Source organism: Albimonas sp. (assembly GCF_055129145.1).
On the sequence record NZ_JBSRTQ010000032.1, the window covers coordinates 1 to 17,282 of the forward strand.

Genomic DNA, 17,282 nt, shown 5'->3' on the forward strand with positions numbered 1-17,282 from the left:
CCATTGGGGTCGGACGGGTTGACCGCGGTGACCCGCATCTGCCCGGCCTGACGCTCGACATTGCGCACCGCGCCCTCTTCGCGCAGGTCCACCTTGTCCTTCAGGAACAGGTTGAGCGGGGTCGAGGACAGCGGCGCCGTCTGCTTGCCGCAGTCGCGCATGTCGTAGACCACCACCCACGTCCCGTCGGAGACCACCAGCGAGGGGTTGGGGGGCGTGTATTCGAAGCGGATGCGCCCGGGGCGGTCGATATAGAACCGCCCGTCTGAGGTCTCGCCATCCGGGGCGATCTGCACGAAACCGCCCTCGGCGGTGTCGAGCGCGTTGAGATAGGCGGAGATGCGGGCCAGGTCGCGTCCATCCTGCGCCGCGGCGGGGGCCGGGGCGAGGGCGGGCGCGAGGACGGCGAGCGCCAGCGCGGCGGCGGCGAGAAGGGAGCGTCGGGTCATGGCGTCCTTTGTAGTCCATTCGCAAGCGGACCCCAAGGGCGCCCGGCACGGGGCTCAGATAGGCGCCGATCTGGGCGATTCCGCGGCCCCGCCCGCCCCATCGCGCCCCGTCGCGCGGGTGTGATCCGCGTGCGCCGCAGGTATGCCACGCGAAAGAGTTTGGTTTTAGCGGGGCGGCGCCGGATTAAGGTTTATGAATTGCGGGGGAGGGGCGCGGCCCATGGATTGGAATCTCGATGTTCTCGACAAGATGGCGAGCGTCGGCGCGTTCTGTCTGGCGGTTGTCTTCGCGTTCAAATGGCGCAGCGTGGGTCGGGCGCTGGGGCTGATCAAGCGGCCGCCGGCCCCGGTGCGCGCGGCCCCGGCCCGTGAGGTCTACGGCCGTGACGAGGCGGTCGAGGCGATCCGCGCATCGCTGATGAACCACGAGACCGGCGTGATCCTTCCCAGCGCAAGCGCGGTCGCCGTCACCGGGACCGGGGGGCTCGGGAAAACGACCCTCGCCAAACTGTGCGCGCAGCGGTTCAAGGGCGAGTTCGACCAGATCCATTTCATCCCGGCGGAAACCGAGACCCAGCTTCTTCACCATCTGGGCGCCATCGTCGGGACGGAGGCGGAAGGCGGCGCGCGGGCGCGGGCCGAAGCCGCGCTGCGGGTCCTCAAAGCGTCGGACAAGTCGTGGCTGATCATCTACGACAACGTGCCGTCGCGCGACTTCATCACGCCGTGGATCCCGGACGGCCGGCGCACCCATTGCCTGATCACCACGCGGATCGACGACTGGAACCGGCCGGGCTTCCGGGCGCATCGGCTGGACCGGTTGACGCCCGGGGCGGCGGTGACGGTGCTGACGGCGGAAGCGCAACGGACCGACCCGGACCCGAATGCGGGCAGGCTGGCCGAGGCATTGGATTTCCTGCCGCTGGGACTGGTGCAGGCGGGGGCGCTGCTGCGCGAGGATCGGACGAAAAGCTGCGCGGACTACCTCGCCGACATGGGCAAGGTCATCCAGACCGCATCGCAGGCGGGGGACTATCCCGACAGCATTTTCAAATCCGTGACGCTGTCGCTGCGCGGACTGCCGCTGGACGAAATCGCGATCCTCAATGTCTTCGCCTATCTGGCGCCGGACGGGCTGGAGGCGCGGTTGCTGACGGACGTGGCGACGTCGGAGCGACCGCCGGAATTCCTTGAGGACCTGACCGAACCGCTTCGCGATCTCGCGGCGGATCGGTCGCGGGTGGAGCGGGCGTTGGCGTCGTTGGCGCGGCGGTCGCTGCTGGCGCCTGAGGGGACGGAGGGGGCGGCGCGCTATTCGCTGCATCGCCTGACCGCCGCCGTGGTGCGGGCGCGGCTGGCGACGCCGAGGGATGAGGTCTCCTCCAATGCGAAAGCCGCGGCTGCGGTGGTGGCGGCGGCGTTTCCGGGAGGGTCGCGGAACCCTGCTTACATCGAAAACTGGCCGGACTGCGCGCGGCTGGCGTCGCATGTCGCGACGCTGCACCGGCTGGAGGCGCCGGGTCCGCCGCGCACGGCGGCGATGGACTATCTCTACAATCAGGCGTCGGGCTATCTCGGCGAGCAGGCGCAGCATGAGGCGGCGCGCGTCTATGCGCAGGCCGGACTGGCGATCAAGGTCGCGCGGCTTGGGCCGGATCATCGGGCGGTCGGCGCCGGGCAGACGTCGCTTGGGTTGAGGTTGAAGGACCTCGGCGAGCTGGACGCGGCGGAGCAGGCGTTGCGGGAGGCGCTGCGGATTACACAGGCGCTGGGCGCGGCGGCGGCGGTGGACCTACCGATCGACCTCAGCAATTATGCGCTCGTGCTCCAAGCCCTCGGCGTGCGCGACCTATCGTCGGGCGAGACGGCTGCAGCGGCGGCGCGGTTCGAAGAGGCGGAGGGCAAGTATCTGGAGGCCCTGAGGCTCGATCGCGCCGCCGGGCGGCGGGCGGAGGAGGCGAGGGACCTCAACAACCTCGCGGGGCTCTACGACAAGATGGGACGGCGAGACGACGCGCTGGCGCGGGCCGGGGAGGCTGTGGCGGTCTGGCGGGAGGCCGATCTGCCGAGGAAAGATCCGCGCTTTGCTACGTTTCTCCGCACGCTCGGCGCGTTGCGACTCAAGGGCGGCCATCCGGCGGCGGCGCGGGGGGATCTGGAGGCGGCGCTGGGGATTTTCGAGGCGGCGTTTCCGGACAACCCAGCGCATCCGGATCGGCGCAGCACGGCCGGGTGGCTCGCGGGCTGTCTCTTCGCGCTCGACCCGCCGGAGGGGGCGGCGGCGGAGGCGCTTTGCGCGCGCTATGGGCTCGACCCGGACGCGCGCCGGGCGGCCGCGGCCCACTACATGGGCCGCGGCTGAGGCGGGGTCAGGCGGCGGCTTTGGCCTCGGGGCCGAAGCGGCCGTAGAAGGTCTCGCCCTTCGCGGCCATCTCGGTCAGCAGGGCGGGCGTCGCGAAGCGGGGGCCGAATTTCGCGGCGAGCCCGTCGGAAATCTCCGCCGCACGCCCCGCGCCCAGAATATCGAGCCAGGAGAACGGGCCGCCCGACCACGGCGCGTAGCCCCAGCCGAGGATCGCGCCGACGTCGCCCTCGCGGATATCCTCCAGCACGCCCTCCTCCAACGCACGGACGGCCTCCAGCGTCTGGGCCATCATCAGGCGGTGCTTCACCTCGGTCACGTCGGGTTGGGCCTCGGCCACCGGGCACTTTTCGGAGAGGCCGGGCCAGAGCCCGAGGCGCTTGCCCTTGTCGTCATAGGCGTAGAGGCCGGATTTCGACTTGCGCCCCAGACGGCCCTGACCGACCAGCCAGTCGACCAGATCGTCGGCCGGGTTCTCGGGATAGGCGTCGCCCATCGCGGCCTTGGTGGCCTTCGCGATCTTCTGGCCGAGGTCCAGCGCCACCTCGTCCATCAGCTGAAGCGGGCCGAGCGGCATGCCCATCTGGGTGGCCGCGTTCTCGATCAGCGCAGGCGCCACGCCCTCGGTCACCATGCGGGCGCCTTCGTTGATATAGGGGATGATGCAGCGGTTGGCGTAGAAGAAGCGGGCGTCGTTGACGACGATCGGGGTCTTGCGGATCTGGCGGACGAAGTCGAGCGCCTTGGCGACGGCCTCGGGGCCGGTTTCGCGGCCCTTGATGATCTCGACCAGCATCATCTTGTGGACGGGCGAGAAGAAGTGGATGCCGATGTAGCGGCTCGGGTCCCTGTAATTCTTCGCCAGTTCGGTGATCGGCAGGGTGGAGGTGTTCGACGCGAACACCGCGTCCGGCCCGAGCGCCGCTTGCGCGGCCTGGGTCACCGTCGCCTTCACGCCCGGATCCTCGAACACCGCCTCGATCACCAGGTCGCAGCCGGCGAGCCCCGCGTAGTCGGCGGTGGCGGTCACCCGGCCCAGAACCTCGACCTTCTTCGCCTCGGTCACCCGCTTCTTCTTCAGGCCGTCGTCGAGCAGGCCGGTGATGAAGCCGACGCCCTTGGCGGCCGACGCCTCGTCCCGGTCCAGCAGCACCACCTCGATGCCGGCCTGGGCCGAGACATAGCCGATGCCGGCCCCCATGAAGCCGCCGCCGCCGAGGATGCCGATCTTGCTCACCCGCTGGTCGGACACGCCTTCGGGCCGCACCGCGCCCTTCTCCAGCGCCTCCTTGTTGAGGAAGAGCGAGCGGATCATCGCGCCCGAGGACGGGTTCATCAGCACCTTGGTGAACCAGCGCGCCTCGATCCGGAGCGCGGTGTCGAAGTCGACCATCGCGCCCTCGTAGACCGCCGCCAGCAGCGCCTTGTGGGCCGGATAGGCGCCCTGGGTCTTGCCGTGGATCATCGCTGCGGCGCCGACGAAGGTCTCGAACCCCTGGGCGGAATAGGGGGTCCCGCCGGGCATCTTGTAGCCCTTGGCGTCCCAGGGCTTCACGATGTCCGCGTCCTTCGCGCCCAGCACCCAGGCCTTGGCGGCCGGGATCAGGTCCTCGGGGGCCACGACCTCGTCGATCAGACCGGCGGCCTTGGCCTTGTCCGGGGCGACCATCTTGCCCTCGACCAGGAACGGGGCCGCCCCCATCACGCCCAGCATGCGGGCGACGCGGGTGGTGCCGCCCGCGCCCGGGAAGATGCCGACCATGATCTCGGGCAACCCGATCTTGGCCCTGGGGTTCGCCGCCGCGAACCGGCGATGGCAGGCGAGCCCCAGCTCCAGCCCGATCCCCGCCGCCGTGCCGGGCGAGGCCCAGGCGATCGGCTTGCCGCCCTTCTTCGTCTTGCGGTCCATCCCCGCCAGCTCGATTTTCCGGAGCAGGGCGTGCATCTGCATCACGCCGTCGAAGAGCCCGCGGGCCGGGTCGTCCCCCGCCCCCGCCTTCATCCCGGCTAGGATGTTCAGGTCCATTCCCCCCGCGAAATCGGCCTTGGCGGAGGTCAGCACGATGCCCTTCACCGCGTCATCCGCCAGCAGGGCGTCGATCGCGGTGTCGAGCGCGACCAGCCCCTCCAGCGTCATCACGTTCATCGAGCGGTCGGGCAGGTCCCAGGTCAGGACCGCCACGCCGTCGGCATCGGTCTCGGAGCGGAAAATCGAGGTCATGTCATTCTCCCTTTGGGGGATCAGAGGGGGCTGCCGTCGCGGCGCGTGAAGGTCCCGGTTCCGTCGGGGCCGTCGCGCACGACCAGGTCATGATCGGAATACCAGCAGGTCTCGAACGGGGTCCGCGTCCCCACCGCGATGAACACGGCCGGGGTCTCGGCGCGGTTGATCAGGTGGTGGCCGACAGGCGTGTTTCTGGCCCAGGCGGCGCAGTCGCCGGGCCGCAGGACGGTTTCCGCGTCGTCTTCGACCAGCACCGCTTCGCCCGCGAGCATCACCAGGAATTCGTCCTGCTCCTCATGCCAGTGGCGCAGCGAGGACAGGGCGCCGGGCGGCAGCGTCACATGCTGGACGCCGAACTGGGTCAGCCCGCCGGCGTCGCCCAGCGCGCGCTGGCGGCGGGTTCCCACCGCCTCGGCGAGCGGGCCGGGATAGTCGGAGCCGATGCGCTCGGGGATCGCTTCGACGTCGATCCTGGGCATCAGAGACGCTCGATGATCGTGGCGGCCCCCATGCCGGACGCGACGCAGAGGGTCGCCATCGCGGTGCCCTTGCCGGTGCGCTCGAGCTCATCGAGCATGGTGCCGATGATCATGGCACCCGTCGCCCCCAGCGGGTGACCGAGCGCGATGGCGCCGCCGTTCACGTTGACCTTGGAATGGTCGACGTCGAAGGCCTGCATGAAGCGCAGCACCACGGCCGAGAACGCCTCGTTCACCTCGAAGAGGTCGATGTCGGAGATCGACATGCCCGACAGCTTCAGCGCCTTTTCGGTGGCCGGGACCGGGCCGGTCAGCATGATCGTCGGGTCGGAGCCGACCTTGACCGAGGTCCGGATCCGTGCGCGCGGCTTCAGCCCCATCGCCTCGCCGGCCTCCTTCGACCCGATCAGCACCGCCGTCGCCCCGTCGACGATGCCCGACGAATTGCCGGCATGGTGGACGTGGTTCACCCGCTCAAGCTCCGGATATTTCAGCTTGGCCACCGCGTCGAAGCCCGGCATCGCCTCGCCGATCATCTGGAAGGCCGGGCGCAGCGCGCCCAGCGCCTGCATGTCGGTGCCGGGCCGCGGGAACTCGTCATGGTCGAGGATCGCGAGCCCGTTCTGGTCGCGCACCGTCATCACCGATTTGGCGAACCGCCCCTCGGCGATGGCGGCGGCGGCGCGGCGCTGGCTCTCCATGGCGTAAGCGTCGACCGCGTCGCGCGAAAAGCCGTATCTGGTGGCGATGATGTCGGCACCCACGCCCTGCGGCACGAAATAGGCGTTCATCGCCAGCGTCGGATCGGCGGCGATGGCGGCGCCGTCCGAGCCCATGGGGACGCGGGACATCATCTCGACGCCCCCCGCCACATAGAGATCGCCGCCGCCGCCCTTCACCTGGTTGGCGGCGAGGTTCACGGCCTCCATTCCGCTCGCGCAGAAGCGGTTGATGGAAAGGCCCGGCACCCGCTCGTCCCAGCCCGCGTAAAGCACCGCGGACCGGGCGAGGCAGGCCCCCTGCTCCCCCACCTGGGTGACATTGCCCCAGATCACGTCCTCGACCAGCGATGTGTCCAGATCGTTCCGGCGTTTCAGCTCGTTGAGCACCTCGGCCGAGAGGCGCACCGAGGTCACTTCGTGCAGCGACCCGTCGGGCCGCCCCTTGCCGCGCGGGGTGCGGACGGCGTCGAAGATATAGGCGTCGGTCATGGGTCGGTGTCCTTTCAGCGTTAGGTCGTCTAGCGGCCGATTAGAAAAATTAGTCCGCAAATCTCTTGAATGGTTTCCTTTACCTCGCTGTCAGACATGGCTGCGATGGAAGCTCTGGCTGAGCCATCTGGGCCGTCTTCTTTGCGAAATTTCTCAGATATTTCATTTAGCGAAGTGATCGCCTCGTTAGAAAATCCATTTGTGCTGCCCATGCCCGGCGGTGGCGGTGCAATCCGGGATAACTGCGATAAGTAAGCATTAAGGAGGCGCTCGCGTAGCGGTAGTTCGGAATCCGCCATTATTTCGACGGTGACTTGGACTTTCTCTCGAAAATAATTGCTCATTTTACTTCCCTTCCATCGGCATCAGCTCATAGGGCATCACGAAGCCGGGCAGGGCGGCGAGCCGCGCCTTCCAGGCGAGGATGTTGGGGTAGTCGTTGAAATCGAAAGGAACTTCGTCGCCGTAATAGCAATACCCCGCGATGGAGATATCGGCGATGGTCGGCCGGTCCAGCGCCACCCAGTCGCGGCCCTTGAGGCGGGCGTCGAGGGTTTTGAGCGCGTTCGCCATCCGCATCTCCATGAATTTCATCGCGCCGGGGTCGCGTTTGTCCTCCGGCACGAAGTTGGCGAAGAAGCGGAAGGGGGCGAACATCGAGGTGAAGGAGTAATTGTCCCACATCACCCAGCGCATGACTTCGCGCCGCTCGGCCGCGTTGTCCCAGCCGAACTGGCCTTCCTGCTCGACCAGATAGTCGAGGATCACGGCGGACTGGGCGATGGTCACGTCGCCATGCTCCAGCACCGGCACCTGGGCCATGTCGTTCTTGGTGGTGAACTCGGCCTCCTTGTGGGCGCCCTTGAAGAAATTGATCCAGACCGGTTCCCAGTCGATCCCGCCCAGCGCGAAGTAGAGCGCGGGCTTGTAGGCGTTGCCGGACTGGCCGAAGCAGGTGAGTTTGTAGGCGGACATCAGGGGTTCTCCCGTGTGTGAAATCAAAGGGCGGTCGTCTCGGGCCTTTTCAAAGACTGCGCGAGATCAGCTCCTTCATGATTTCGTTGGTGCCGCCGTAGATCCGCTGCACGCGGGCGTCGACCCACATCTCGGCGATGGGATATTCCATCATGTAGCCGTAGCCGCCGAAGACCTGCTGGCAGCTGTCGATCACCTTGCCCTGCAGGTCGGTCAGCCAGTATTTCTGCATCGCCGCAGCCTCGACCGTCAGCTTGCCCTGCAGATGCGCCACGCAGCAGCTGTCGAAGAAGGCGCGGGCGACGACCATCTCGGTCTTGCACTCGGCCAGCTTGTGGGCGAGCGCCTGGTTCTGGATGATCGGTCGTCCGAAGGCCTCGCGCTCCTTCGCATAGGCGGTCGCCAGCGCCACGGCGCCCTCGATCGCGCCCATGGCGGTGGCGCCGATGCTGAGCCGTTCCTGGGGCAGCTGCTCCATCATCTGGTAAAAGCCGCGGCCCTCGACCCCGCCCAGCAGGTTCTCGGGCGGGACCTGCACGTCGTCGAAGAACAATTCGGAGGTGTCGGCGGCGTGCATGCCCACCTTTTCGAGGTTGCGGCCGCGGCGGAACCCCTCCGCCCCCTCGGTCTCCACCACGATCAGGCTCACGCCCTTGGCGCCGAGGCTGGGGTCGGTCTTGCAGGCCAGCAGGATCAGGTCGGCGGTCTGGCCGTTGGTGATGAAGGTCTTCTGGCCGTTGATCTTGTAGCCGTTGCCGGTCTTGTCGGCCCGCGTCCGGATGCGCTGAAGGTCGGATCCCGTCCCCGGCTCGGTCATGCCGATGGCGGCGACCATCTCCCCGGACGCCATCTTGGGCAGCCACTTCGCCTTCTGCTCCTCCGACCCGTAGGCGAGGAGGTAGTGCGCGACGATGGCCGAGTGCACGCCGATGCCCCAGGAGGCGATGTTGAGCCGGGCTGCGACCATGTGGATGATCGCCTCATGCCCGAAATCGCCGCCGGCGCCGCCGAATTCCTCGGGGATCGAGGCGAGCAGCAACCCGTTGTCGCCGGCCTGCGTCCAGGCCTCTCGGTCCATGATGCCGTTGGCCCGCCACTTGGCGAAGTTCGGGGTCCATGCGTCGGTGATGAACCTGGCGGTCATGTCCTCGAGCATCTGGTGCTCGTCGGTCATCCAGGCCGAGGCGAGAATCGGGGCGGTCATCGGGCTCTCCCTTGGGTGCGTCGATCGTGTCGGACTCTGACGGTCCGTTGGCATTTGGCATGGGCGCCGGCGGGCGCGCCATGCGAAACGGGCCGCCGGACCCTCCCGGTCCGGCGGCCCGCGGCCTCAGAACGCCTCGGCGGGCATGTCCATCACCGGCTCGGGGCCGGACCGGATGCGGGCGAGGTTCAGCGCGGTCTCGGGCAGCAGCCGGGCCATGTAGTAGCGCCCGGTGCGGATCTTGTTGCGGTAGAAGGCCTCGTCCGTGGTCCCCGCCGCCAGCGCCGCATTGGCCGCGACCGCCATCTGCGCCCAGGAGAAGCCGAGGCAGACATGGCCGAAGAGGTGCAGGAAGTCGGTCGACCCCGCCAGCGCCGCATTGGGATTCTTCATGCCGTTCTGCATGAAATACATCGCCGCGCCCTGAAGGTCCTTCGACGCCGCCTTCAGCGGGTTGAGGAAATCGGTTTTCAGCGCTTCGTCGCCCTCATGGGTCTTGATGAAGCCCTTGATCAGCTCGAAGAAGGCCATCGCCGGCTTGCCGCCGTCCGCCGCGAGCTTGCGGCCCACGAGGTCGAGCGCCTGGACGCCGTTGGCGCCCTCGTAGATCATGGCGATGCGGGCGTCGCGAACGAACTGCGACATGCCCCATTCCTCGATATAGCCATGCCCGCCGAACACCTGCTGGGCCTGGGTCGCGGCCTGGTAGCCCTTGTCCGTCAAAAAACCCTTGATGACCGGGGTGAGCAGCGAGATCAGCCCCTCCGCCTGCGCGTCGTCCATGCGGTGCGAGCGGTCGATCATCGTCGCCCCCCACAGCGCGAAGAAGCGGGCGCCTTCGACGAACGCCTTCTGGTCGAGCAGCATGCGGCGGATGTCGGGGTGGACGATCAGCGGGTCGGCGGGCTTGTCGGGGGCTGCGGCCCCGGTGACGGCCCGGCCTTGCAGCCGGTCGCGGGCATAGGCCACCGCGTTGTCATAGGCCGCGGCGGCCTGGGACAGCCCCTGCATGCCGACGCCGATGCGGGCTTCGTTCATCATGGTGAACATCGCGCGCAGGCCCTTGTGCGCCTCGCCGACCAGGAAGCCGGTCGCCCCGTCGTAGTTCATCACGCAGGTGGCGTTGCCGTGGATGCCCATCTTGTCTTCGAGCTTGCCGACCGCCACCGCGTTGCGGGCGCCGAGCGCGCCATCCTCGCCCACCATGACCTTCGGCACGATGAACAGCGAAATGCCCTTCACCCCCTCCGGCCCGCCGGGGATCTTCGCCAGCACGAGGTGGATGATGTTGTCGGCCATGTCATGCTCGCCGGCCGAGATGAAGATCTTCTGGCCGGTGATCTTGTAGGACCCGTCTTCCTGCGGCTCCGCCTTGGTGCGCAGCAGGCCGAGGTCGGTGCCGCAATGCGGCTCGGTCAGGTTCATGGTGCCGGTCCACTCGCCGGACACCATCCTGGGCAGATAGAGCGCCTTCTGCGCGTCCGAGCCATGGGCGTGGATCGCCGAATAGGCCCCATGGGTCAGGCCGGGATACATCATCAGCGCCATGTTGGCGGCCGAATGCATCTCGCCGACCGCCGTGGCGATCACATAGGGCATCCCCTGCCCGCCATATTGGGGATCGCAGTCGAGCCCGGTCCAGCCGCCCGCGCGCAGCGTGTCGAAGGCCGCCTTGAACCCGTCGGGGGTCCGGACCACGCCGTTCTCCAGCACGCAGCCCTGCCGGTCGCCGGTCAGGTTCAGGGGCGCGAGCACATCGCGGGCGATCTTGCCCGCCTCGTCCAGGATCGCGGCGGTGAAGTCGCGGTCGAGCTCGGCATAGCCCTCGATCTCCTGCGCCGACACCTTGAGGGCGTCATGCAGGATGAAGTCCATGTCGCGGAGCGGGGGGGTGTAGACAGGCATGCGGATCTCCCTCGGATTGGCTGCGAGACCGGGGGCGAACCGCGCCCGCACGGCCGGGGAAGGTCGGGCCGGCGACGCGGTTCTGGCGTCGCCGGCATCGCGAACCGGGGTCCGACCCCCGGCCTTCAACCTCGCCCGGGCCCCCCCCCGGGCAAGACGTCGCGCCGGGGTTCTCCCCGGCGTTCGCTGCGGACCGGCGCGCGCCGGTCCGGGATCACTCCGCCGCGGCTTTCACGCCGCGCTGCTCGAGCATCTGGGCCACCAGGTCCAGGTTGCGCTGCAGGTCGTCGATGGCGACGTCCAGCTCGGCGCGCTGCTCGCGCATCCCCTGCATGCGCAGCACCGCGCGTTCGTAGGTGCGCGCCAGCTGAGTCGCCTGCTGGTCGCCCACATAGTAGAGGTCGAGAAGTTCGCGGATCTCGTCGAGCGAAAATCCGAAACGCTTGCCGCGCAGGATCAGTTTCAACCGAGCTTTGTCGCGCTTGGTGAACAGCCGCTTCTGGCCTTCGCGACGGGGCTGCAGGAGCTCCTTGTATTCGTAGAACCGCAGCGTCCGGGGCGTGACGTCGTACTCGGCGCACATTTCGCTGATCGTGGTGTAGGTCTCTTTGTCGGTATCGTTCACTTGTCTCTCCGTGATGAGTCCGTCGCGCCGATGTCGGTGGGCGTCCTCCGGCCTCGTCAGTTGACGTGGACGTAAGACGTTGGGGCGCGATTTACAAGACCGGCTAGTATTAATGCAGCATGCTGCGCGCTGCGTCTCGCAGACGCAGCATACCGCTGCGACAAGTCGCGCAGGCCATGACCTGCGTCGTCCTGACCGAACGTGCGCGCACTGAAGAGCCTCCTGCCGAACATGGGCGCGCCACGAGGTGGACGAGGCCCGTCGCCCTAGTTAGACCGGCGATGTGGCGCGGTTGGGACCAAGCGGCGCCAAGCGAAAGGCCGATCATGACGAAATCCGATCCACCGGGCGCTGCGGCGCCCCAGCCGAACCCCGACCCCCGGTCCGAGGCGCGCGACACGCCGCCCAGCCCGGCTCAGGTCGCGGAGATCGGCCGCAGGTTCATGGAGCGGGTCCGGTGGAACAGCGAGCTCGGCATGACGCTCGAATCGCTCTACGCCGGGGTGGCGGAGATGCGGGCCCCGTTCGACGCCCGCTTCGTCGGCGATGCGCATTCGGGCGTGATGCATGGCGGCGTGGTCACCGCGCTGCTCGACGGCTGTTCGGGGGCGGCGGTGATGAGCCATCCGACCGGGGCTGCGGGAACCTCGACGCTCGACCTGCGCATCGACTACATGCGCCCCGCCAAGCCCGGCGCGGCCATCGTGGCGCGGGCCGAATGCTACAAGACCACCCGTCATATCGCCTTCGTGCGCGCGGTCGCCCATGACGGCGACATCGACGACCCCATCGCCACCGCCGCCGGCGCCTTCGTGCTGGAACGCCCTGCCGCGCCCGGTCCCGCCGGGGGGAGCAAGCCATGAGCCTGCGTCCCCCCCGCGAAGCCGCCCATGTGGTCGAGGCCCGGCGCGACGCCGCGCTGAAGGCTCTGGTCGCCACCGTGCCCTTCGCCGGCGTGCTCGGCATCCATTTCGACCGGCTGGGCGACGAGCTCACCGCTCGCCTCGCCTTCGACGAAAAGCTGATCGGCAATCCCAACCTGCCGGCCCTGCACGGCGGCGCGACGGGGGCGTTCCTCGAGATCACCGCCCAGATCGGCCTCGCCTGGACCCTGGTCTGGAGCCGGATGGAGCAGGGGGGCGCGCCCGCCGCCGCCATCGACCGCGGCGAATTCCCGGCCCTGCCGAAAACCATCGACTTCACGCTCGACTATCTCCGCTCCGCCGGTCCGCGCGACGCCTATGCCCGCGCCGAGATCCGGCGGGCCGGGCGCCGCTACGCCTCCGTCGCGGTCGAGGCCTGGCAGGAGGAACGCGCCCGCCCGTTCCTGTCGGCCGTCGGTCATTTCCTGATGCCGCCCGAGGGCTGACGCGCATGAGCGACGCCGCCGCCCCGCCAGGCGCACCCCCGCGCGCCACGCCGGCGGCGCTGACCCATCGCCGGGTGCTGGCCATCGCGCTGCCGATCATGCTGTCCAACGCCACCACGCCCCTGCTGGGCGCGGTGGACACCGGGGTCATCGGCCAGCTCGGCGCCGCCGCGCCGATCGGGGCGGTGGGCATGGGGGCGGTGATCCTCAGCTTCATCTACTGGACGCTGGGCTTCCTGCGCATGGGCACGTCGGGCCTCGTCGCCCAGGCCCGGGGGCGCGAGGACGCGGCCGAATGCGCGGCCTTGCTGGTGCGTGGCGTGATGATCGGGGCGGCCGCCGGCCTCGTCTTCATCCTGCTGCAGATCCCGCTGTTCTGGCTCGCTTTCCAGCTGTCGCCCGCGTCGGCGGAGGTCGAGGATCTGGCCCGTTCCTACCTCGCCATCCGCATCTGGGGCGGGCCCTTCGCGATCTCGGTCTATGCGCTGACCGGCTGGCTGATCGCGATGGAGCGGACGCGGGGCGTCCTGATCCTGCAGCTGGCCATGAACGGGCTGAACATCGGGCTCGATCTGCTCTTCGTCCTCGGCCTCGGCTGGGGGGTGGAGGGCGTGGCCGCCGCCACCCTGATCTCCGAGGTCGGGGGCGCCGCCTTGGGTCTCTGGATGTGCCGCGACGCCTTCGCCGGGCCGAAATGGCGGGATCCGGCGCGGATCTTCGATCGGGCGCGTCTGCTGAACATGGCGAAGGTGAACGGCGACATCCTGGTCCGGTCCTGCCTGCTGCAGTTCGGCTTCGGCTTCTTCCTGTTCCGCTCCGCCGACTGGGGGGACGTGTCGCTCGCGGCCAATCAGGTGCTGATGCAGTTCCTGGCGATCTCCGCCTATGCGCTCGACGGGTTCGCCTTCGCGGCGGAGGCGCTGGTCGGACAGTTTTTCGGCGCGCGGCGCCCGGACCTGCTGAAGCGCGCGGCGCGGCTGACCTCGGCCTGGGGACTGGTCTGCGTGGCGGCGCTGGGCGGGGGCTTCGCGCTGTTCGGGGGGGCGATCATCGACCTGATGGCCACCGCGCCCGAGGTGCGCGAGGAGGCGCGGCGCTTCCTGCCCTGGGTGGCGCTCGCCCCGGTGGTCGGCCTGCCGGCCTTCATGCTGGACGGGGTGTTCATCGGCGCCACGCGGACGCGCGACATGCGCAACGCCATGCTGTGGTCGCTGGCGCTTTATCTGGCGGCCTGGGCGGCGCTGACGCCTGTGTTCGGGCTGCACGGGCTTTGGGCCGCGCTGATCGCGTTCTTCGTGCTGCGGGGGATCACGCTGGGCCTGCGCTACCCTTCGCTGGTGCGGGCGGCGGCCTGAAGTCCGCACCCGCGGGCCTTCGCTGGTGCGGGCGGCGGCCTGAGGCCTCCGCCCGCGTCCCGGATCAGCGGTTCTGGCCGTGATATTCGTCGTTCGGCCGCATATCGATGGCCGAGGACATGCGGTTGGTCATGTTGTAAAACCCCGCCACCGCGGCGATGTCCCAGATGTCGCGCTCCGAGAATCCGACGGTGCGCAGCAGGGCGCGGTCGTGCTCCTCGATCCTGTGGCTGGCCTCGGTCATCTTCACCGCGAAATCCAGCATCGCGCGCTGCCGGCGGTCGAGATCCGCGGCCCGGTAGTTCATCACCAGCATTTCGCCGAGCTTGGGGTCGCCCGAGAGCGCGCGCACCGCGGCGCCATGGGCGGTGAGGCAGTAGAAGCAGCGGTTCACCGAAGATACCGCGACCGCGATCATCTCCCGCTCGAGCTTGCTGAGCCCTGAATCCGCCAGCATCAGGTCGTTGTAGAGCGTCGAGAACGCCCGCAGCTTTTCCGGCGCGAAGGCGTAGGAGGCGAGCACGTTGGGGACCATCCCCAGTTTTTCCTCGCAGACCCTGAAATACTTGGCGATGTCTTCGGGCAGGGGGTCGACGGGGGGCAGGTCCAGCGCGGTCGGCAGATCCTTTGCCGCGATCTCGGGGGCCGCGATCTCGGGCCGGGCGGTCTCGGGCGCGGCCTTGGCCTTCTTCTTGCCCGTGGATTTCTTCTTGTCGCTCATGACGTTCCTCCCATGGGGGCCGCGCAGTTCAGCGGCCCGGATCCTGCGCCTGACGGTAGTGGTAGCGGCCGACGGTTTCCATGCCCGCGCCGTCGTAAAGCGCGCGGGCGCCGGCGTTGGCCTCGGTGACGGCGAGCGCCAGCCACGCCGCGCCGTGATCCAGCGCGAACCGGGCGGCGGCGGCGAGCGAGGCGCGCCCGACCCCGCGGCGGCGCGCTTCGGGCCGGACCTCGACCGCGTGCACCATCGCCACATCGCCATCGGCGGCGACGAAGGCGACGCCGCCGACCATGTCGTCTGTGCGGGTCATCAGCGTGGCCTTGGGCTGCGCGCAACGCGCCATCAGCGCGCGTCGGGCGGGGCCGATGCCGCCGGCCTCCCACACCTCGTCCAGCAGGACGAGGCGGGTGCGCACGGCGACGGATTTGACCCCCTTGGGGGCGGGGAGCTCGGCGATCGCGGCGGCGGGGGCGACCATCAGCAGGGTTGGATCCACGACCTCCCAGCCCGCCGCCTCCAGCGCGGAGTCGAGCGCGGCCTGGCCGGAGGAGACCTGGACCAGCGGCCGGCGTCCGGCGGCGCGCATCGCGGCGGCGGCGGCTTCGATGTCGGCCGAGCCGAGGGAGCGGGCCGAATCCACCCGCTTGCCGGCGCCGGCGCCATCGCGCAGGCGCCAGCCGGGGGCGGCGGTCTCGTCGACCGAGGCGGGAGGCCAGGTGGCTTCGAGCGCGGCGAGAAGCCGGGCCTCGTCAGGTATGCTCATGGGTGTCTCCTCCCCCTCCGGCCCGGTCCGACCCGGCCGGCGCCCCGGTCCGCCTGCGGCGGTCCCGGGGGACGCGCGGGAGGAAAGGGAGGCGCCGGGGCGCCCGAGCCCGCCAGTCGTTCCTTGGCCGTCCCGTCAGCCGTGCTGCTTGAGCAGCCGCGCCTTGTCGCGCTGCCAGTCGCGCTGCTTCTGGCCTTCGCGCTTGTCGACCGTGTTCTTGCCCTTGGCCACGCCGATCTTCAGCTTGGCCATGCCGCGTTCGTTGAAATACATGCGCAGCGGCACGATGGTCATGCCGCCGCGCCGGGTCTCGTTCCACAGCCTCGACAATTCGCGCTTGGACACCAGCAGCTTGCGCCGCCGACGCTCCTCATGCCCGAACTTGTCGGCGCGGTTGTAGGGGGCGATGTAGCTGTTGATCAGCCACAATTCGCCCCCCTCCACCGAGGCGTAGCTTTCCGCGATGTTGGCCTGCGCGGTGCGCAGCGCCTTCACCTCGGAGCCATAGAGCACGATTCCGGCCTCGAGATCGCTCTCGATGGCGTAGTCGAAACGGGCGCGGCGGTTTTCCGCGATCACTTTCGAATTGGGATCGGACTTGGGTGCCATGGCGGTTATATAGGCGCTTGCGGGCTCAGATCAGCCCGGCATGCGCCATCGCCCCGCGGATCTCGGCTTTCGTCGCCTCTTCGATCGGCACCATCGGGCTGCGCACCTCGTCGGTGCACAGGCCCAGCAGCGACATGGCGTATTTCGGCCCGGTCGGGTTCGGCTCCCGGAACAGCGCCATGTGCAGCGGCATCAGCCGGTCCTGGATGTCGAGCGCGTGCCCGTAGTCGCCCTGCAGCGTCGCCGCCTGGAACTCCGAGCACAGCTTCGGCGCCACATTGGCGGTGACCGAAATGCAGCCGACGCCGCCATGGGCGTTGTGTCCCAGCGCCATGTCGTCATTGCCCGACAGCTGGATGAAATCCCGCCCGCAGGTGATGCGCTGCTTCGACACCCGGGTGATGTCGCCGGTCGCGTCCTTCACGCCGACGATCCGCGGCAGGCTCGCCAGCATCCCCATCGTCTCCGGCGTCATGTCGACGACCGAGCGGGGGGGGATGTTGTAGATGAGGATCGGCAGCCGGCACGCGTCATGGATCGCGGTGAAATACGCGATCAGCCCGCGCTGGGAGGGCTTGTTGTAATAGGGGGTGACGATCAGCACCGCGTCGGCGCCCGCGTCCTCGGCGTGACGGCAGAGCTCCACCGCCTCGGCCGTGTTGTTGGACCCGGCCCCCGCGATCACCGGCACGCGGCCGGCGGCGGTTTCCACGACCAGCGAGATCACGCGGCGATGCTCGGCATGGGTCAGGGTCGGGCTCTCGCCGGTGGTGCCGACGGGAACCAGCCCGTTGGTGCCTTCGGCGATCTGCCACTCCACCAGTTTTTTCAGCGCGGCCTCGTCCAGCTTGCCGTCCTTGAACGGCGTCACCAGGGCTGTGATCGACCCCTTGAACATGGCGCGCTCCTTTGCGTGGTTCGTACCGCGATTTCATCGCGGAAATTCATGCGAGCCGAGGCGACTCGCGGGATCGCGGGCCGCCTCGACAGGGCGCGGACACTAGACGGGCCGGGGCGGGGCGGCAAGGCGG

The 17,282-nt window shown here is 68.9% G+C and carries 17 protein-coding genes; 4 read left to right on the forward strand and 13 right to left on the reverse strand.

Annotated elements, in window-relative coordinates; all coding sequences use genetic code 11:
- On the reverse strand, nucleotides 1–449 hold a 449-nt coding region (locus ACTB72_RS07545), incomplete at its 3' end, for an outer membrane lipoprotein carrier protein LolA (RefSeq protein WP_463036369.1).
- Nucleotides 450–669: 220 nt separating this feature from the next.
- On the opposite strand from ACTB72_RS07545, the gene ACTB72_RS07550 reads away from it, so the two are divergent.
- Entirely contained in the window at nucleotides 670–2,811 is a 2,142-nt protein-coding gene (locus ACTB72_RS07550; protein ID WP_463036370.1) for a tetratricopeptide repeat protein, read from the forward strand.
- Nucleotides 2,812–2,818: 7 nt separating this feature from the next.
- On the opposite strand, the gene ACTB72_RS07555 is transcribed toward ACTB72_RS07550, so the two are convergent.
- From ACTB72_RS07555 to ACTB72_RS07590, 8 genes are all read right to left on the reverse strand, one after another.
- Nucleotides 2,819–5,032, reverse strand: coding sequence for a 3-hydroxyacyl-CoA dehydrogenase NAD-binding domain-containing protein (locus tag ACTB72_RS07555; RefSeq protein WP_463036371.1), 2,214 nt, complete (start codon nucleotides 5,030–5,032; stop codon nucleotides 2,819–2,821).
- 20 nt (nucleotides 5,033–5,052) lie between these two features.
- Complete coding sequence (locus tag ACTB72_RS07560) at nucleotides 5,053–5,514, reverse strand: cupin domain-containing protein (RefSeq protein ID WP_463036372.1); 462 nt, start codon at nucleotides 5,512–5,514, stop codon at nucleotides 5,053–5,055.
- Nucleotides 5,514–6,725 carry an acetyl-CoA C-acetyltransferase gene (locus tag ACTB72_RS07565; protein ID WP_463036373.1) on the reverse strand — a complete coding sequence of 404 codons (1,212 nt, stop codon included), beginning with the start codon at nucleotides 6,723–6,725 and terminating at the stop codon, nucleotides 5,514–5,516. The genes ACTB72_RS07560 and ACTB72_RS07565 overlap by 1 nt, the downstream gene beginning before the upstream one ends.
- 29 nt (nucleotides 6,726–6,754) lie before the next feature.
- Entirely contained in the window at nucleotides 6,755–7,069 is a 315-nt protein-coding gene (locus ACTB72_RS07570) for a hypothetical protein (RefSeq protein WP_463036374.1), read from the reverse strand.
- A gap of 1 nt (nucleotide 7,070) precedes the next feature.
- The gene (locus ACTB72_RS07575; RefSeq protein ID WP_463036375.1) at nucleotides 7,071–7,700 is read right to left on the reverse strand and encodes a glutathione S-transferase family protein; all 630 of its coding nucleotides are present in this window, start codon (nucleotides 7,698–7,700) and stop codon (nucleotides 7,071–7,073) included.
- A 49-nt stretch (nucleotides 7,701–7,749) separates the two neighbouring features.
- Nucleotides 7,750–8,904, reverse strand: coding sequence for an acyl-CoA dehydrogenase family protein (locus tag ACTB72_RS07580; protein ID WP_463036376.1), 1,155 nt, complete (start codon nucleotides 8,902–8,904; stop codon nucleotides 7,750–7,752).
- Between the two features lie 126 nt (nucleotides 8,905–9,030).
- Nucleotides 9,031–10,809 carry an acyl-CoA dehydrogenase C-terminal domain-containing protein gene (locus ACTB72_RS07585; RefSeq protein ID WP_463036377.1) on the reverse strand — a complete coding sequence of 593 codons (1,779 nt, stop codon included), beginning with the start codon at nucleotides 10,807–10,809 and terminating at the stop codon, nucleotides 9,031–9,033.
- 214 nt (nucleotides 10,810–11,023) lie between these two features.
- Nucleotides 11,024–11,392, reverse strand: coding sequence for a MerR family transcriptional regulator (locus ACTB72_RS07590; protein WP_463036399.1), 369 nt, complete (start codon nucleotides 11,390–11,392; stop codon nucleotides 11,024–11,026).
- A 368-nt stretch (nucleotides 11,393–11,760) separates the two neighbouring features.
- Here ACTB72_RS07590 and ACTB72_RS07595 point away from each other — a divergent pair, with 368 nt between their 5' ends.
- The 3 genes from ACTB72_RS07595 to ACTB72_RS07605 are packed head-to-tail and all read left to right on the forward strand — an operon-like array spanning nucleotide 11,761 to nucleotide 14,158.
- Nucleotides 11,761–12,297, forward strand: coding sequence for a PaaI family thioesterase (locus ACTB72_RS07595; protein ID WP_463036378.1), 537 nt, complete (start codon nucleotides 11,761–11,763; stop codon nucleotides 12,295–12,297).
- A complete protein-coding gene (locus ACTB72_RS07600; RefSeq protein WP_463036379.1) occupies nucleotides 12,294–12,803 on the forward strand; it encodes a PaaI family thioesterase in 510 nt (169 codons plus the stop codon). The genes ACTB72_RS07595 and ACTB72_RS07600 overlap by 4 nt, the downstream gene beginning before the upstream one ends.
- A gap of 5 nt (nucleotides 12,804–12,808) precedes the next feature.
- Nucleotides 12,809–14,158, forward strand: coding sequence for an MATE family efflux transporter (locus tag ACTB72_RS07605; protein ID WP_463036380.1), 1,350 nt, complete (start codon nucleotides 12,809–12,811; stop codon nucleotides 14,156–14,158).
- Between the two features lie 64 nt (nucleotides 14,159–14,222).
- Here the strand turns inward: ACTB72_RS07605 and ACTB72_RS07610 are convergent, their stop codons facing one another.
- From ACTB72_RS07610 to dapA, 4 genes are all read right to left on the reverse strand, one after another.
- A complete protein-coding gene (locus ACTB72_RS07610) occupies nucleotides 14,223–14,879 on the reverse strand; it encodes a peroxidase-related enzyme (RefSeq protein WP_463036381.1) in 657 nt (218 codons plus the stop codon).
- Between the two features lie 28 nt (nucleotides 14,880–14,907).
- Nucleotides 14,908–15,642: a GNAT family N-acetyltransferase gene (locus tag ACTB72_RS07615; protein WP_463036382.1), complete on the reverse strand. Its 735-nt coding sequence runs from the start codon at nucleotides 15,640–15,642 to the stop codon at nucleotides 14,908–14,910.
- Between the two features lie 135 nt (nucleotides 15,643–15,777).
- Nucleotides 15,778–16,251: an SsrA-binding protein SmpB gene (gene smpB, locus ACTB72_RS07620; protein WP_463036383.1), complete on the reverse strand. Its 474-nt coding sequence runs from the start codon at nucleotides 16,249–16,251 to the stop codon at nucleotides 15,778–15,780.
- A gap of 25 nt (nucleotides 16,252–16,276) precedes the next feature.
- A complete protein-coding gene (gene dapA, locus ACTB72_RS07625; protein ID WP_463036384.1) occupies nucleotides 16,277–17,149 on the reverse strand; it encodes a 4-hydroxy-tetrahydrodipicolinate synthase in 873 nt (290 codons plus the stop codon).
- Nucleotides 17,150–17,282 lie beyond the last annotated feature (133 nt).